Annotated in this window: 11 protein-coding genes; 8 read left to right on the top strand and 3 right to left on the bottom strand. The window is 73.7% G+C overall.

Annotation, left to right across the window (positions count from 1 at the left end; all coding sequences use genetic code 11):
* The first annotated feature begins 68 nt into the window (after positions 1-68).
* Complete coding sequence (locus tag OG956_RS27335; protein WP_330340653.1) at positions 69-551, top strand: MarR family winged helix-turn-helix transcriptional regulator; 483 nt, start codon at positions 69-71, stop codon at positions 549-551.
* Positions 552-951: 400 nt separating this feature from the next.
* On the opposite strand, the gene OG956_RS27330 is transcribed toward OG956_RS27335, so the two are convergent.
* From OG956_RS27330 to OG956_RS27320, 3 genes are all read right to left on the bottom strand, one after another.
* Positions 952-2,415, bottom strand: a complete 1,464-nt coding sequence (locus tag OG956_RS27330) for a glutamate synthase subunit beta (RefSeq protein WP_330340652.1) — start codon at positions 2,413-2,415, stop codon at positions 952-954.
* Positions 2,408-7,003, bottom strand: a complete 4,596-nt coding sequence (gene gltB / locus OG956_RS27325; protein ID WP_330342961.1) for a glutamate synthase large subunit — start codon at positions 7,001-7,003, stop codon at positions 2,408-2,410. The genes OG956_RS27330 and gltB overlap by 8 nt, the downstream gene beginning before the upstream one ends.
* Before the next feature lie 477 nt (positions 7,004-7,480).
* Entirely contained in the window at positions 7,481-8,212 is a 732-nt protein-coding gene (locus OG956_RS27320) for a VIT1/CCC1 transporter family protein (RefSeq protein ID WP_330340651.1), read from the bottom strand.
* A gap of 283 nt (positions 8,213-8,495) precedes the next feature.
* Here OG956_RS27320 and OG956_RS27315 point away from each other — a divergent pair, with 283 nt between their 5' ends.
* Genes OG956_RS27315 through OG956_RS27285 form a run of 7 tightly spaced genes read left to right on the top strand, consistent with a single transcriptional unit; the run spans position 8,496 to position 16,898 of the window.
* Positions 8,496-10,316, top strand: coding sequence for an ADP-ribosylglycohydrolase family protein (locus tag OG956_RS27315; RefSeq protein ID WP_330340650.1), 1,821 nt, complete (start codon positions 8,496-8,498; stop codon positions 10,314-10,316).
* Positions 10,313-11,431 (top strand): ADP-ribosylglycohydrolase family protein, encoded by a 1,119-nt coding sequence (locus tag OG956_RS27310; RefSeq protein WP_330340649.1) that lies wholly within the window; start codon positions 10,313-10,315, stop codon positions 11,429-11,431. The genes OG956_RS27315 and OG956_RS27310 overlap by 4 nt, the downstream gene beginning before the upstream one ends.
* 11 nt (positions 11,432-11,442) lie before the next feature.
* Complete coding sequence (locus tag OG956_RS27305) at positions 11,443-12,639, top strand: ADP-ribosylglycohydrolase family protein (protein ID WP_443065694.1); 1,197 nt, start codon at positions 11,443-11,445, stop codon at positions 12,637-12,639.
* Positions 12,627-14,006, top strand: coding sequence for an ADP-ribosylglycohydrolase family protein (locus tag OG956_RS27300; RefSeq protein ID WP_330340647.1), 1,380 nt, complete (start codon positions 12,627-12,629; stop codon positions 14,004-14,006). Before OG956_RS27305 ends, OG956_RS27300 begins: the two co-directional genes overlap by 13 nt.
* A complete protein-coding gene (gene rbsK / locus OG956_RS27295) occupies positions 14,003-14,896 on the top strand; it encodes a ribokinase (RefSeq protein WP_330340646.1) in 894 nt (297 codons plus the stop codon). The genes OG956_RS27300 and rbsK overlap by 4 nt, the downstream gene beginning before the upstream one ends.
* Positions 14,893-16,089: a CaiB/BaiF CoA transferase family protein gene (locus OG956_RS27290; protein WP_330340645.1), complete on the top strand. Its 1,197-nt coding sequence runs from the start codon at positions 14,893-14,895 to the stop codon at positions 16,087-16,089. The genes rbsK and OG956_RS27290 overlap by 4 nt, the downstream gene beginning before the upstream one ends.
* On the top strand, positions 16,086-16,898 hold the full coding sequence (locus OG956_RS27285) for an HpcH/HpaI aldolase/citrate lyase family protein (protein ID WP_330340644.1): 813 nt from the start codon (positions 16,086-16,088) through the stop codon (positions 16,896-16,898). Before OG956_RS27290 ends, OG956_RS27285 begins: the two co-directional genes overlap by 4 nt.
* Positions 16,899-16,958: the final 60 nt, after the last annotated feature.

Genomic DNA, 16,958 nt, shown 5'->3' with positions numbered 1-16,958 from the left:
TTGCACCGACACGGCCGCCTCCGCAAGTCCTTAGTTTGGCCGAACGAAATTTTTGCTAGCCTGAGGCCATGGCCACGGCAGACGAGAAGCGGGACCAGGCGGCCCGGGCGGAGACGCTGGAGCAGCTGATGACGGTGGGCCGGATCCACAGCGGGGTCACGGTCATGTTCCACTCGGCCATCGCGGCGAAGCAGGGGCTGAACGCGACGGAGGAGAAGACCCTGGACCTGCTCCAGCGGCACGGGGCGCTCACCGCGAAGGAGCTCGCCGAGCTGACCGGACTCGCCCCCGCCTCCGTCACGGGGCTGATCGACCGGCTGGAGGCCAAGGGATTCGTGCACCGCGTCCGGCACCCGACCGACAAGCGCCGGGTGCTCGTCGAGCTGAACCAGGAGAAGATCGCCGAACTCGCCGAGTTCTTCGAGGACTGGGGGCGGGACGTCGTCGAGGCGTGCGAGGAGTTCAGCACGGACGAGCTGCGGACGGTCGTCCGCTTCCTGTCCGTGATGAGCGAGCGGCAGCGCGCCGCCGCGGCCCGCCTGACCGGCTGACCCCGCGCGGGAGCGGGAAAAGCAGCTGTCCGGCGCGGTGAGCCGGCCGTACCTGATCGACGTCGGCGTGCACTTCCACGCGGCCGCGTCCGCGGCGACCGCCTGCACAACCAGCTGTGCATCCTGACCGACCGCCCCTCCGCCTGGGCGCTGGAGGCCACCGGCACGGTCGACGGCCATCGGCCTGCCCAGGCCCACGCTCTGCCAGCACATCCGCGGTGATCTGGGACCGGGCCGTGCTGCCGCCCGGGGTGCGGGCCGTCACCGAGCGCGGGCCGCTCGCCGGCGTCTGGTACGAGTAACGCATGCGACGACGCCTGCCCATGCGTCCGGTCGGGGACAGTCGGGCAGGCGTCGTCGGTGTTCCGTACGCCGTTGTACGGGACGTCTGTCGGTGCCGTCAGACCGCCAGGGCGCGGTCGGTCGGGCGGATCGGGGCCGGCAGGTCGCTGGCGCCGGTGAGGAAGCGGTCGACGCCGCGGGCGGCCGAGCGGCCCTCCGCGATCGCCCACACGATGAGGGACTGGCCGCGGCCGGCGTCGCCGGCGACGAACACGCCCGGCACGTTGGTCTGGAAGTCGGCGTCGCGGGCGATGTTGCCGCGCTCGTCGAGCTCCAGGCCGAACTGCTCCACCAGGCCGTTCTCCCGGTCGGTGCCGGTGAAGCCCATGGCGAGGGTGACCAGCTGGGCGGGGATCTTGCGCTCGGTGCCCGGCTTCGGGGTCAGCCTGCCGTCGACGAACTCCACCTCGGTCAGGTGCAGCCACTGGACGTTGCCGTCCTCGTCGCCCTCGAAGTGGGTGGTGGAGGCGGAGTAGATCCGCTCGCCGCCCTCCTCGTGGGCCGAGGTGACCTTGTAGAGGATCGGGAAGGTCGGCCAGGGCTGGCTGACCGGGTTCCGCTCCTCGTTCGGGCGGGGCATGATCTCCAGCTGGGTGACGGAGGCCGCGCCCTGCCGGTGGGCGGTGCCCACGCAGTCCGCGCCGGTGTCGCCGCCGCCGATGACGACGACGTGCTTGCCCTCGGCCGAGATCGGGGAGGTGACGTAGTCGCCCTCCTGGACCTTGTTGGCCAGCGGCAGGTACTCCATCGCCTGGTAGATGCCCTTCAGCTCCCGCCCGGGGACGGGGAGATCACGGGCCGTGGTGGCGCCGGCGGCGATCACGATGGCGTCGTAGCGCTTCTTCAGGTCGCGGGCGTTGATGTCGCGGCCGATCTCCACGCCGGTGCGGAAGCGGGTGCCCTCCGCGCGCATCTGCTCGATACGGCGGTTGATGTGCCGCTTCTCCATCTTGAACTCGGGGATGCCGTACCGGAGGAGGCCTCCGATGCGGTCCGCGCGCTCGTAGACGGCGACCGTGTGGCCGGCCCGGGTCAGCTGCTGGGCGGCGGCCAGACCCGCCGGGCCCGAGCCGATGACCGCGACCGTCTTGCCGGACAGGCGCTCCGGGATCTGCGGGGCGACGTCACCGGTCTCCCACGCCTTGTCGATGATCGAGACCTCGACGTTCTTGATGGTGACCGGCGGCTGGTTGATGCCGAGCACGCACGCCGACTCGCAGGGGGCCGGGCAGAGGCGGCCGGTGAACTCCGGGAAGTTGTTGGTCGCGTGCAGCCGCTCCTGCGCGGCCGACCAGTCCTCGCGGTAGGCGTAGTCGTTCCACTCGGGGATCAGGTTCCCCAGCGGACAGCCGTTGTGGCAGAACGGGATGCCGCAGTCCATGCACCGGCTGGCCTGCTTGCTGATGATCGGCAGCAGGGAGCCGGGGACGTAGACCTCGTTCCAGTCCTTGACGCGCTCGGCGACGGGACGGGTCTTGGCGACCTCGCGGCCGTGGTTCAGGAAGCCCTTGGGGTCAGCCATGGAGCGCAGCCTCCATCATCTTCTCGTGGGTCTCGTTCTCGGAGAGACCGGCCCGCTCGGCGGCGTCCTTGGCGGCGAGCACTGCCTGGTAGGTGCTGGGGATGATCTTGCTGAACCGCTCCACTGCCGTGTCCCAGTCGGCGAGCAGCTTCTCGGCGACCGTCGAACCGGTCTCCTCGGCGTGGCGGCGCACCACGTCGTGCAGCCACTGCTGGTCGGCCTCGTCCAGCGCCTGGACCGACTGGAGGTTGCCGGCGTTGACGTTGTCGCGGTCGAGGTCGATGACGTAGGCGACGCCGCCGGACATGCCCGCCGCGAAGTTGCGGCCGGTCGGGCCGAGGACGACCGCGTGACCGCCGGTCATGTACTCGCAGCCGTGGTCGCCCACGCCCTCGGACACGACCAGCGCGCCGGAGTTGCGGACGCAGAACCGCTCACCGGTGCGGCCGCGCAGGAACAGCTCGCCGCCGGTGGCGCCGTAGCCGATGGTGTTGCCCGCGATGACCGAGTACTCGGCGAGGTGGTCGGCCGCGCGGTCCGGGCGGACGATGATCCGGCCGCCGGAGAGGCCCTTACCGACGTAGTCGTTGGCGTCGCCCTCCAGGCGCAGCGTGACGCCGCGCGGCAGGAAGGCGCCGAAGGACTGGCCGGCGGAGCCGGTGAAGGTGATGTCGATGGTGTCGTCGGGCAGGCCCGCGCCACCGAACTTCTTCGTCACCTCGTGGCCGAGCATGGTGCCGACCGTGCGGTTGATGTTGCGGATGGCGACCTGGGCGCGCACCGGCTGGGCCTCGGTGGCGTCGTTCGCGGCGAGGGCGTCGGCGGCGAGCTTGATCAGCTCGTTGTCGAGCGCCTTCTCCAGGCCGTGGTCCTGCTCGACGACCTGGTGGCGCACCGCGCCGTCGGGCAGCTCGGGCACGTGGAACAGCGGCTCCAGGTCCAGGCCCTGCGCCTTCCAGTGGTTCACCGCACGCTCGACGTCCAGCACCTCGGCGTGGCCGACGGCCTCCTCGATGGAGCGGAAGCCCAGCTCGGCCAGCAGCTCGCGGACCTCCTCGGCGATGAACTGGAAGAAGTTCACCACGTACTCGGCCTTGCCGGCGAAGCGGTCGCGCAGCACCGGGTTCTGGGTGGCGATGCCGACCGGGCAGGTGTCCAGGTGGCACACGCGCATCATCACGCAGCCGGAGACGACGAGCGGGGCGGTCGCGAAACCGAACTCCTCGGCGCCGAGCAGCGCGGCGATGACCACGTCGCGGCCGGTCTTGAGCTGGCCGTCGGTCTGCACGACGATCCGGTCGCGCAGGCCGTTGAGCAGCAGCGTCTGCTGGGTCTCGGCGAGGCCCAGCTCCCAGGGGCCGCCGGCGTGCTTGAGCGAGGTCAGCGGGGAGGCGCCGGTGCCGCCGTCGTGACCGGAGATCAGGACCACGTCCGCGTGCGCCTTGGACACGCCCGCGGCGACCGTGCCGACGCCGACCTCGGAGACCAGCTTCACGTGGATCCGCGCCTGCGGGTTCGCGTTCTTCAGGTCGTGGATCAGCTGGGCCAGGTCCTCGATGGAGTAGATGTCGTGGTGCGGCGGCGGGGAGATGAGCCCCACGCCCGGCGTCGAGTGCCGGGTCTTCGCCACCCACGGGTAGACCTTGTGGCCGGGCAGCTGGCCGCCCTCGCCGGGCTTGGCGCCCTGGGCCATCTTGATCTGGATGTCGTCCGCGTTGACCAGGTACTCCGAGGTCACGCCGAAGCGGCCGGAGGCGACCTGCTTGATCGCCGAGCGGCGCGCCGGGTCGTACAGGCGCTCCGGGTCCTCGCCGCCCTCACCGGTGTTGGACTTGCCGCCCAGCTGGTTCATGGCGATGGCGAGGGTCTCGTGCGCCTCCTTGGAGATGGAGCCGTACGACATCGCGCCGGTGGAGAACCGCTTGACGATCTCGGAGGCCGGCTCGACCTCCTCGAGCGGGACGGGCTTCCGGCCGGACTTGAAGCCGAACAGGCCGCGCAGCGTCATCAGGCGCTCGGACTGCTCGTTCACGCGCGAGGTGTACTTCTTGAAGATGTCGTAGCGGCCCGTGCGCGTGGAGTGCTGCAGGCGGAAGACCGTCTCCGGGTCGAACAGGTGCGGCTCGCCCTCGCGGCGCCACTGGTACTCGCCGCCGATCTCCAGCGCGCGGTGCGCCGGGGCGATGCCGGAGGCCGGGTAGGCCTTGGCGTGGCGGGCGGCGACCTCCTGGGCGATGACGTCGATGCCGACGCCGCCGATCTTGGTGGCCGTGCCGCTGAAGTACTTGTTGACGAACTCCTCGTCCAGGCCGACGGCCTCGAAGACCTGGGCGCCGCGGTAGGAGGCGACGGTGGAGATGCCCATCTTGGACATGACCTTCAGCACGCCCTTGCCGAGCGCGTAGATCAGGTTCTTGATGGCCTTCTCCGGCTCGATGCCGTTGATGAAGGTGCCCGCGCGCAGCAGGTCCTCCACCGACTCCATCGCCAGGTACGGGTTGACGGCGGCGGCGCCGTAGCCGATGAGCAGGGCGACGTGGTGGACCTCGCGGACGTCGCCGGCCTCCACCAGCAGGCCCACGTGGGTGCGCTGCTTGGTGCGGATGAGGTGGTGGTGGACGGCCGCGGTGAGCAGCAGCGAGGGGATCGGCGCGTGCTCGGCGTCCGAGTGGCGGTCGGACAGGACGATCAGACGGGCGCCGTTCTCGATCGCCGCGTCGGCCTCGGCGCAGATCTCCTCGATGCGGGCGGCCAGCGCCTCACCGCCGCCGTTCACCCGGTACAGGCCGGAGAGGGTCGCGGCCTTGAAGCCGGGCATGTCGCCGTCGGCGTTGATGTGGATGAGCTTGGCCAGCTCGTCGTTGTCGATCACCGGGAAGGGCAGCACGACGGACCGGCAGGAGGCCGCGGTCGGCTCCAGCAGGTTGCCCTGCGGGCCCAGCGAGCTGCGCAGGGAGGTGACCAGCTCCTCGCGGATCGCGTCCAGCGGCGGGTTGGTGACCTGCGCGAACAGCTGGGTGAAGTAGTCGAAGAGCAGCCGCGGGCGCTCGGACAGGGCCGCGATCGGCGAGTCCGTGCCCATGGAGCCGATCGGCTCGGCGCCGGTGCGGGCCATCGGGGCGAGGATGACGCGCAGCTCCTCCTCGGTGTAGCCGAAGGTCTGCTGGCGGCGGGTGACCGAGGCGTGGGTGTGGACGATGTGCTCGCGCTCGGGCAGGTCGGAGAGCTCGATCTCCCCGGCCTCCAGCCACTCGGCGTACGGCTTCTCGGCGGCGAGGGCCGCCTTGATCTCGTCGTCCTCGATGATGCGGTGCTCGGCGGTGTCGACGAGGAACATCCTGCCGGGCTGCAGGCGGCCCTTGCGGACGACCTTGGCCGGGTCGATGTCGAGGACGCCGACCTCGGAGCCGAGGACGACCAGGCCGTCGTCGGTGACCCAGTAGCGGCCGGGGCGCAGGCCGTTGCGGTCGAGCACGGCGCCGACCTGGGTGCCGTCGGTGAAGCAGACGCAGGCCGGGCCGTCCCAGGGCTCCATCATCGTGGAGTGGAAGTTGTAGAAGGCGCGCCGGGCCGGGTCCATGGAGTCGTGGTTCTCCCACGCCTCCGGGATCATCATCAGCACGGAGTGCGGCAGGGAGCGGCCGCCGAGGTGCAGCAGCTCCAGCACCTCGTCGAAGGAGGCGGAGTCGGAGGCGCCCGGGGTGCAGACCGGGAAGATCCGCTCCAGCTTCTCCTTGCCGCCGAACAGGTCGGAGGCCAGCTGCGACTCGCGGGCGCGCATCCAGTTGCGGTTGCCCTGCACGGTGTTGATCTCACCGTTGTGCGCGACGAAGCGGTACGGGTGCGCGAGCGGCCACGACGGGAAGGTGTTCGTGGAGAACCGGGAGTGCACGAGCGCGATCGCGGAGGCGAAGCGGCGGTCGGACAGGTCCGGGAAGAAGGGCTCCAGCTGGCCGGTGGTCAGCATGCCCTTGTAGACGATGGTGCGCGCGGACAGCGACGGGAAGTAGACGCCCACCTCGCGCTCGGCGCGCTTGCGCAGCACGAACGCCTTGCGGTCCAGCGCGATGCCCTCGCTGGCGCCGTCGGCGACGAAGATCTGCCGGAAGGACGGCATGGTGGAGCGGGCGGTGGCGCCGAGCAGCTCGGGCGCGACCGGGACCTCGCGCCAGCCGAGGACGGTCAGCTCCTCCTCGGCGGCGATCGTCTCGATCTTCGAGACGGCGTCCTCGGTGCCCTCGGTGGGCAGGAAGGCGATGCCGACGGCGTAGGAGCCGGCGGCGGGCAGCTCGAATCCGGCCACCTCGCGGAGGAAGGCGTCGGGCACCTGGGAGAGCAGGCCCGCGCCGTCACCCGAGTCCGGCTCGGAGCCGGTGGCGCCGCGGTGCTCGAGGTTGCGCAGCACGGTGAGCGCCTGCTCGACCAGGGTGTGGGACGCCTCGCCGGTGAGGGTGGCGACGAAACCGACGCCGCAGGCGTCGTGTTCGTTGCGGGGGTCGTACATACCCTGCGCAGCAGGGCGAGCATCCATGAACGACCAGTTCTGGCCGTTCGCGGAGTGCTGGGACGGCTGGCGCGGCGTACGCATCGGCTCTCCCGTCGTCGTCATGTGGCATGTGGCAGGTGCCGAGGGACGACGTTGGCCCTCTGCGCGAGATCCCCGCACAAAAGGCGTGACCTCGAAATTTCGTGCAGGTTACATGATGGAGCGGTTCTCGGGAACCGGATACTCCGTTCCAACATGCGGACGCCACGGGGTCCGTGGCGGAGGTGCCGCACGGGGCGGCGGTCACCGCGAAGGCGGTGGGTGCCGCGCGTGGCGGCCGGGGATGCCGCGCGGTGGCGGCGAAGGCGAGTGGGGACCGTGCGGACGAGATCGGTCGGATCGGTGTCCGGCGGCCCGATGGGGGGCGGGAGGAGCGGCTTCACTCATCCCACGGGGGTGCGGCGGGCGTCGTTGCCCGCAGCGCTTACGGCTCATGCCCGGTGGTCACGCGGTCGAAACCCACGAGTAACGGGACTTTGGCGGGTACCTATGCGGCCCGACGCATAACTACCGGCGCGGCTATCCTACGGCCGTACCGAACAGGCTGCCCAGGGCGTACGTCACACCGGCCGCGGCGCCGCCCAGCGCGAGCTGCCGCAGACCGCTGTACCACCAGGTGCGCGCGGTCACCTTGGCCACCACGGCGCCGCAGCCGAAGAGCCCGGCGAGGGCGAGCAGCACGCTGGGCCACAGCCCGGTCGCGCCGAGCAGGAACGGCAGGACGGGCAGCAGGGCACCGAGGGCGAAGGAACCGAAGGAGGACACGGCGGCGACCAGCGGCGAGGGCAGGTCCCCGGGGTCGATGCCCAGCTCCTCGCGGGCGTGGATCTCCAGCGCCTGCTCGGGGTCCTTGGACAGCTGCCGGGCGACCTCGCGGGCCAGCTCGGGCTCCACCCCGCGCGAGACGTACAGCTCGGCGAGTTCGTTCTCCTCGTCCTGCGGGTGCCTGCGCAGCTCACGGCGCTCGACGTCCAGCTCGGCCTCGACCAGCTCGCGCTGCGAGGCGACGGAGGTGTACTCGCCGGCCGCCATGGAGAAGGCGCCGGCGGCCAGCCCGGCGAGCCCGGTGAGGACAACGGTCTGCTGGCTCACCGCCCCGCCGGCCACACCGGTCATCAGGGCGAGGTTGGAGACGAGGCCGTCCATGGCGCCGAAGACGGCGGGGCGCAGCCAGCCGCCGTTGACATCGCGGTGCGTGTGGTTGTCGCGGTGCGCCTCGTGGAGCGCGGCCTGCGTTTCGATGACGGCCATGCGGGCCCCCCGGATAGCTTAGCCAAAGCTAACTTTGGACGAGTTCTACTTTTCGACACCACAGAACCTACGCCGATTCCGGTTGCGTCGCCAGCAAGGAAAGGCTGGGCTAACCTGCGCCTTTACCGGATTTACGGCCGGATTGCTCATCCGTGCATGATCTTGCTCAGATGCCAAGCGGGTGATGCGGGCCCGGTGGAGGCACGGCCGGCGGCGGCGCGTGGCACACATGCGCAGAGCGTCTTCGCCGCCGCGTCCGTGGTCCCGCCGAAGGAGGCCGCCCATGGCATCGATCGTCCCCACTCCCCCGGCACCGGCGCCGGACGGCGCCCCCGGACTCCGGGACAGGGCCCGCGGCGCGCTGCTCGGCCTGGCCGTCGGAGACGCGCTCGGGGCGCCCGCGGAGAACCTCAGGCCGTCCGAGATCCGCGCCCGCTGGGGCCGGATCACCGGATACGTGACCGACAGTCCGTGCGGCACGGACGACACCGAGTACGCGATCTTCTCGGGTCTGCTGCTGGCCCGGCACGGCTCGGCGCTGACCGCCGCGCATGTGGAGGCGGCCTGGCACGAGTGGATCGCCGGCCGCGCCGAGGGTCCCTTCCGGGGCGCGGGGTTCAGCGAACGCGGCACGCTGGAGAACCTGCGCCGCGGCCTCGCCGCCCCCGTCTCGGCCCAGCACCGCCACGCCTGGAGCGACGGTCTGGCGATGCGGGCGGCGCCCTTCGGCGTCTTCGCCGCCGGCCGCCCCGCCGAGGCGGCCCGCCTGGTGGCGATCGACGGCTCGGTCAGCCACGAGGGCGAGGGCATCTACGGCGGCCAGGCCGTCGCCGCCGGAGTGGCCACGGCGATGACCGGCGCCCCGGTGGCGGTGGTCGTCGCCGCCGCGCTCGCGGTGATCCCCGAGGACTCCTGGACGGCCCGCTCCCTGCGGCGCGCGGTGGCCGTGTCCCACCGCGGCGAACGCGCGCTCCGCTCCACCGTCGTCATCGGCGGCTACCCCTGGACCGACCTGGCCCCCGAGGCGGTCGCCCTCGCCTTCGGCGCGTACGCGGCGGCCGACGGCGACTTCAGGGAGGCGGTGCTGACCGCCGTCAACATGGGCCGCGACGCCGATACGACGGCGGCGGTGGCCGGCGCCCTCGCCGGAGCGGCCCAGGGGACCGCCGCGATCCCGGCCCCCTGGGCCGCGGCGATCGGCCCGGCCCACGGCCACTGCCTGCCGTCCATGGCGGGCCACCACGTCCTGGACGTGGCAGACCTGCTGGTACCGGGCGAGGACGCGGACAGGGCGCGGGACGCGGGGGTGGCGCGGGACGCGGGGGTGGCGCGGGACGCGGGGGTGGCGCGGGACGCGGGGGTGGCGCGGGACGCGGGGGTGGCGCGGGACGCGGGGGTGGCGCGGGACGCGGGGGTGGCGCGGGACGCGGGGGTGGCGCTGCCGGCGGTGCTGGCTGAGGAGGCGGTGCTGACGGAGGGAGCGGTGCTGCAGAAGGGGGCGCTGCTGTCGGAGGGGGTGGTGCCGGAGGGGGCGGTGCTGCCGGAGGGGGCGCAGCCTGCTGAAGGGGCGGTGCTGCTGGAGGAGGCACTGCAGAAGGGGGCGCAGCCTGCTGAGCGGGCGGTGCTGCCGCAGGGTGCGCTGCTGCCGGAGGAGGCGGTGCTGCCGGAGGCGATGGGGCTGCCGAAAGGGGCGGCGCTGACTGAGGAGGCGGTACTGCCGAAAGCGGCGGTGCTGCCGGAGGGAATGGGGCTGCCCGAGAGGGTGGGGGCCGTAGCGCCGGCCTGCCCGCCAGCCGACACAAAGACCCCGCCGGACGACACACAGGCCCCGCCGGACGGCGCAGAAGCCCAGCCGGACGGCACAAAGGCCCCGCCGGACAGCGCACAGCCCCCGCCCGACGGTTCGAAGGCGGTACTGCCGGACGGGGCGCGGGCCGGTGTGGTCCTCACCGCCGCCTCCGAGCCCGTGGCGCCGCCACCCCTCACCCCCGCACTGCAACCGGCTGAGCCGGCACCGCGAGCCGGTGCGGGCGGCGGCCGGGGGCACGGCCCGCTGGTTGGGGCCGGGAACGCCGGGCACCCGGAGGGCGAGGGGCAGTCATGACAGCGCGTCGTATCGAAGGGCTTCTGCTCGGTCTCGCCGTGGGCGATGCCGCCGGCTGGCCGGCCGCGCGGCACCGGGCCGCCCGTATGCCCGAGTGGACCCGGCGCCTCACCCGCGAGCTCGACACCTTCGCCGAGCAGAACGCCACCACCACCCTCCCGGTGCCGATCGCCCTCAACCAGCCCCCGGAGCCCCTCCGCCTCGGCCCCTCCGACGACGCCGAGTGGGCGGCGTTCGCCGCGGAGGCGGTGCTGCGGGCCGGCGCCGACGACGCCCTCGGCGACCTCAGCCGGGAGCGCCGTACCCGCGCCGCCATCGACCTCACCTGGACCGCCGTGGCCGCGGAGGTGGCCGCCGCCGCGGACCGCGCACCCGAGGTCGAGTCCGCCGTCCTGCCCCTGCGCGCCCGCATCTCCGTGCGCGCCGGCCTCGGCAACCTCGCCTCCGGGCTGCGCCCGCCCGCCACCGGCCACGACAACCCGCACTACTTCGACGACGCCGCCTGCGTCCGCGCCTGCGTCCTCGCCGTCGCCCACCCCGGCGACCCCGAACGCGCCGCCGCGCTCGCCGAGTTCGACGCCCGCTACACCCAGGACGGCGACGGCGTGCACGGCGCCCGCGCCATGGCCGCGGCCCTCTCGCTGGCCCTCACCGGCACCGGCCCGGACACCTGCGTGGCCGCAGCGCTCGCCGAGCTCCCGGCCGGAACGGAGATCGGGCGCAACGCCCGCCACGCGCTGGCCCTCGCCGAGGACGGACTGCCCGCCTTCGCCCTCGTGCCGCTCCTGGAGCACCAGATCGTCGACCACGTCTACAGCTACGGCATCGCCGCCGCCGAGACCGTCCCGGTCGCCCTCGCCCTGGCCACGGCGGCCGGCGGCCGGATCGCCGACGCCGTCCCGGCCGCCGCCTGCCTGTCCCGGGTCGCCGACTCCGCCCCCGCCCTCGCGGGCGCCCTCACCGGAGCCCTCGGCGGCGGCGCGGCGATCCCGGAGACCTGGCGGGACGCCTGCCGCACCCTCTCCGGCTGCGTCCTGCCCCGCCTCACCGGCACCGACCTGGTGGAACTCGCCGGACTCCTGGAAGCCGCGCAACCGGCCCAGCCAGGAGGATGATTCGGGGCATGATGCCCAAAGTGCCCCAACCCTCCGAAGAAGAACGCGATCGGCCGTCCTCCCCCGGTCTCGACGAACGGATCACCGGCGCCCTCGTCGGGGCCGCCGTCGGCGACGCCCTCGGCGGCCCCGTCGAGGGGTACTCCCCCGACCAGATCACCGAGCGCCACGGCGGCCGCGTCCACGGCGTCGTCGGCCCCTGGCACGGCGACGCCTGGCGCACCGCCCGCCCCCTCGCCCCGTACCACAAGGGCGACGGCCACGTCACCGACGACACCCTGATGACCCACGCCCTGGTCCGGGTGTACGCCCGCGTCCGCGACCACCTCGACGCGTACGCCGTCGCGGACCATCTGGTGCCGGACCTGATGACCAACCCGCGCTGGATCCCGGAACTGGAGACCGAGACCCTGCCGCTGCACCGGCTCTTCCTCGCCGAGAAGTGGCTCGTGGCCCGGCTCGCCCACGGCCACGTCGATCCCCGGGAGGCGGGCGTCGGCAACATCGTCAACTGCGGCGCGGCGATGTACATGGCCCCCGTCGGCCTGGTCAACGCGGCCAACCCGGCCGCCGCCTACGCCGAGGCGCTGGACGTCGCCGGCGCGCACCAGTCGTCGTACGGCCGTGAGGCGGCCGGTGTCCTGGCCGCGGCCGTCGCCGCCGCCGCGGTGCCGGGCGCGACCCCGGACTCGGTCGTCACCGCGTGCCTGTCCCTGGCGAAGGACGGCACCCGTGAGGCGATCGAGAAGGTCTGCGAAGTGGCCGCAGGACACCGGGACTTCGAGTCGGCGCTGCGGCCGCTGCGCGCGGCGGTCGCCCCGTACGACACCGTCGGCCCCGACTACCGCGCGCCCTCCCTCGGCGCCCGCCGCCCCTCCCGGCTGCACGCGATCGAGGAACTCCCCGTGGCACTGGGCATGCTGGTGGTCTCCGGCGGCGACTACCGGCACGCCGTGCTCGGCGCGGTCAACTACGGCCGCGACTGCGACTCGATCGCGACGATGGCCGGTGCGCTCGCCGGCGCCCTGGGCTCGCCGGTCCCGGAGGACTGGGCGAAGACGGTCGCGGAGGCCAGCCGGCTGGACCTGTGGGAACCGGCCCGCACGCTCGCCGAGGTCACGCGGGAGGTCTTCCGGCGGGACGTGGACCGGCGGCGCGCGCACGAGCGGGCGTTCGCGGACCTCGGAGGCGCCGCATGCTCCGACTGACCTGGGTCCAGCCGGAGGACCTGCTCGGCCACGAGATCCGCCAGGCCCGCCTGGACGGGCGCGAGCCGTCCCGGATCGAGGCGCGCTGGCGGGCGGCGGGCGGCCCGGACGCACCGCCCCGCGCCGGAGCGTCCGCCCATGGCGTGTCCCGCTACCTCCGGCTGCTGGCGGAGGATCTGCTGGACGAACTGGCCGACCTGCCCAGCGCGTTGTCGGAGGACGAGCCGACGGACCTGGCCCGCATCACGTCCCTGTGCCCGGACTGGCCGGCGCCCCCTGCGCGGACAGGCGATCCGGCGCCCGCCCCGGCCGCCCTCGAAGCCGCCTGGCTGGGCCGGGCCATCGGGTGCCTGCTCGGCAAACCCGTCGAGAAACTCCCCCTCGACGGCATCCGCGCCCTCGCCCGCGCCACCGGCAACTGGCCCCTCACCGGCTACTTCACGGCACGCGGCGTCCCGGACGGCCTGCTCGCCGAGTACCCCTGGAACCGGCGCTCGGCCGGCACCTCCCTCGCCGAGAACATCGACGGCATGCCGCAGGACGACGACCTCGACTACGCCCTGCTCAACCTGCTGCTCCTGCGGCGCCACGGAAGGACGTTCACCACCGCCGACGTCGCCCGGCTCTGGCTGGACGAACTCCCGCCCGGCCGCGCCTTCACCGCCGAGCGCATCGCCTACCGCAACCTGCTCACCGGCATCGAACCCCCGCACACGGCCCGCCACCGCAACCCCTTCCGCGAGTGGATCGGCGCCCTGATCCGCGCCGACGTGCACGGCTGGACCAACCCCGGCGACCCGGCCGCCGCGGCGGAGCAGGCGCACCGGGACGCGGTCCTCACACACACCGCCAACGGCGTCTACGCGGCGATGTTCACCGCCGCCGTGATCGCCGCCGCCGCGGGCGGCCAGGACGTCCACGCCTGTCTGCGCACCGGCCGTACGGTGGTCCCGCCCCGCTCCCGGCTCGCGCGGGCGATCGACCACGCCGTCCGGCTGGCCACGGCCCACGAGGACTTCGACGAGGTCGTGGACCTGCTGCACGCCCGCTACGCGCCCGCCCACCACTGGGTCCACGCCATTCCCAACACCGCCCTGCTCGCCGCGGCCCTCACCCACGCCGACGGCGACTTCACCGGCTCCGTCTGCCGTGCCGTGTCGGGCGGCTGGGACACGGACTCCACCGGCGCCACGGCCGGAAGCGTCGCCGGGCTGCTCGCGCGCGACCCCGCCGCCCTGCCCGAGCGCTGGCGCGCCCCGCTGAAGAACCGGCTCGCCACCACCGTCGCCGACTTCGACGGAACCGGCTTCGACACCCTCGCCCACCTCACCCACCAGGCAGCCCACTGGGAGGCGATCCGCTCATGACCCACATCGTCGTCCTCGGCAGTACCAACATGGACCTCGTCACCTATGTCGCGAAGGCCCCGCAGCGCGGGGAGACCGTGACGGGACGGGAGTTCCGCACGATCCCCGGCGGCAAGGGCGCCAACCAGGCGATCGCCGCGGCCCGCGCCGGCGCCACCGTCTCGATGATCGGCGCGGTCGGCAACGACGCCTTCGGCCTGCGGCTGCGCGACACCCTCGAACACTCCGGCGTGGACACCGACTCCCTGCGCACGGTCGAGGGCCCGTCCGGCACCGCGCACATCGTGGTGGACGACGAGGGCGCCAACTCGATCGTGGTCATCCCCGGCGCGAACGGCACCGTCGACCATCTCTCCCCCGGCGACGAGGGGGTGATCGCCTCCGCCGACGCCCTGCTGCTCCAGCTGGAGATCCCGCTGCGCGCGGTCGTCCTGGGCGCCGAGGCGGCCCGCCGGCACGGGGTCCGTACGGTGCTCACCCCGTCCCCCGCGCAAGCGCTGCCGCCCGAACTCCTCGCCGTCACCGACCTGTTGGTGCCCAACGAGTACGAGGCGGTCACCCTCACCGGCCGCACCGACCCGCGCGAGGCCGCCGCCGACCTGCTGCAGCAGGTGCCCGAGGTCGTCGTCACCCTGGGTGCGACCGGCTGCCTGTACCTGGCCCGGGGCGCCGAGCCGCTGGTGGTCCCGGCGCCGCGGGTGACCGCCGTCGACTCCACCGGCGCCGGGGACACCTTCGTCGGCGCGCTCGCGGTGGCCCTGGCCGAGGAGAAGCCGGTGCGGGAGGCGCTGTCCTGGGCGGCGGCCGCCGCGGCGATCTCCGTCCAGCGGGCCGGGGCGTCGGTGTCGATGCCGTACCGTCCGGAGATCGACGCCCTGTGCACCGCATGAGCACGGCGACCCCGCCGCTCGCCGGGGTGCGGGTGCTGGACCTGGCGACGCTGTTCGCGGGCCCGCTGGCCGCCACCCTGCTCGGCGACTTCGGCGCCGACGTGATCAAGGTCGAGCATCCGCGCAGGCCCGATCCCTCCCGCGGGCACGGCCCGGCCAAGCACGGTGCCGGCCTGTGGTGGAAGGTGCTGGGCCGCAACAAGCGGACCATCACCCTGGACCTGTCCACGTCCGGCGGCCGGGCCGTCCTGCTGCGGCTCGCCGCCACCGCCGACGTGGTGGTCGAGAACTTCCGCCCGGGGACCCTGGAGAAGTGGGCGCTGGGCTGGCAGGAGCTGTCGGCCGTCAATCCCCGGCTGGTCCTGGCCCGGGTGACGGCCTTCGGCCAGTCCGGCCCGTACGCGCACCGGCCCGGCTTCGGCACCCTCGCCGAGGCGCTGAGCGGCTTCGCCGCGATCACCGGCGAGCCGGACGCGCCGCCCACGCTGCCGCCCTTCGGGCTCGCGGACTCCGTCGCCGGTCTCGCGACCGCCTGCGCCGTGCTCACCGCGCTGGCCGCGCGGGAGCGCACCGGCGCCGGGCAGGTCGTGGACCTGGCCATCATCGAGCCGATCCTGTCGGTCCTCGGCCCCCAGCTCACCTGGTACGACCAGCTGGGTCACGTCCAGCAGCGCACCGGCAACCGCTCCGCGAACAACGCCCCGCGCAACACCTACCGCACGGCCGACGGCCACTGGGTCGCCGTCTCCACCTCCGCGCAGTCGGTCGCCGAGCGGGTGATGCGGCTGGTGGGCCGGCCCGAGCTGGCCGAGCAGCCGTGGTTCGCCACCGGCGCGGACCGGGCCGCCCACGCCGACGTACTGGACGAGGCGGTCGGCTCGTGGATCGCCGCCCGCACCCGTGCCGAGGTGCTCGCGGCGTTCGAGAAAGCGGAGGCGGCGGTGGCCCCGGTGCAGGACGTCCGGGACGTGCTGGCCGATCCCCAGTACCAGGCCCTGGGCACGGTCACCACCGTGGACGACCCGGAGCTGGGCCCGCTGCGCATGCAGAACGTCCTCTTCCGGCTGTCCGCGACGCCCGGCGCGATCCGCTGGGCCGGCCGCCCGCACGGCGCCGACACCGAGGCGGTCCTCACCGAGCTGGGTCTCACCCCGGCCGAGCTGCACACCCTGCGCGAGGAGGGCGCCCTGTGACACCGCACCCGCTGACCTGGCTCTACGTCCCCGGCGACCGCCCGCCCGTGGTGGCCAAGGCGCTGGCCGCGGGCGCCGACGTGGTGGTGATCGACCTGGAGGACGCGGTCGCCCCGGACCGCAAGGAGTACGCCCGCGCCGCCACGGCCGAGCGCCTCGCCGACCCCCAGCCGGTTCCGGTGCACGTCCGCGTCAACGCCCTGGACAGCCCCTGGGCGGCCGCCGACCTGGGCGCGCTGGCGCGGCTGCCGGGCCTGTCCGGCCTGCGGCTGCCGAACGTGACGGGCCCGGCCGACGTCCTGCGGGTCGCCGCCGCCACCCCGGTGCCGCTGTACGCCCTGCTGGAGACGGCCCTCGGCATCGAGCACGCGTACGCCATCGCCTGCGCGCACCCCGCGCTGCGGGGCATCGCCCTCGGCGAGGCGGATCTCCGGGCCGACCTGGGCGTACGGGCCGACGCCGGCCTCGACTGGCCGCGCTCCCGGGTGATCGTCGCCGCGCGCGCGGCCGGCCTCGCCCCGCCGCCGCAGTCGGTCCACCCCGACATCCGGGACCTGGACGGCCTCGCCGCGTCCTGCGCCCACGGCCGCGCCCTCGGCTTCCTGGGCCGCGCCGCGATCCACCCCCGTCAGCTGCCGGTGATCGAGCGGGCCTATCTGCCCACCCCGGCGGAGATCGAACACGCCGAGACGGTCATCAAGGCAGCGGCGGCGCAGCCGGGCGCCCAGGCGCTGCCGGACGGCCGCTTCATCGACGCGGCCGTGGTGACGACGGCCCAGCGCACCCTGTCCCTGGCCCGCAGAAGGTGACCTTCTTCCGGCTGGCCCCGCACACGCCGAGGGCGCCCGGAAGATCCGGGCGCCCTCGGT

Source organism: Streptomyces sp. NBC_00557, from assembly GCF_036345995.1.
In the GTDB taxonomy this organism is placed as follows: Bacteria; Actinomycetota; Actinomycetes; order Streptomycetales; family Streptomycetaceae; genus Streptomyces.
The sequence above is the reverse complement of the archived record's forward strand: the minus strand, read 5'-3'. Positions and strand labels throughout refer to the sequence as shown.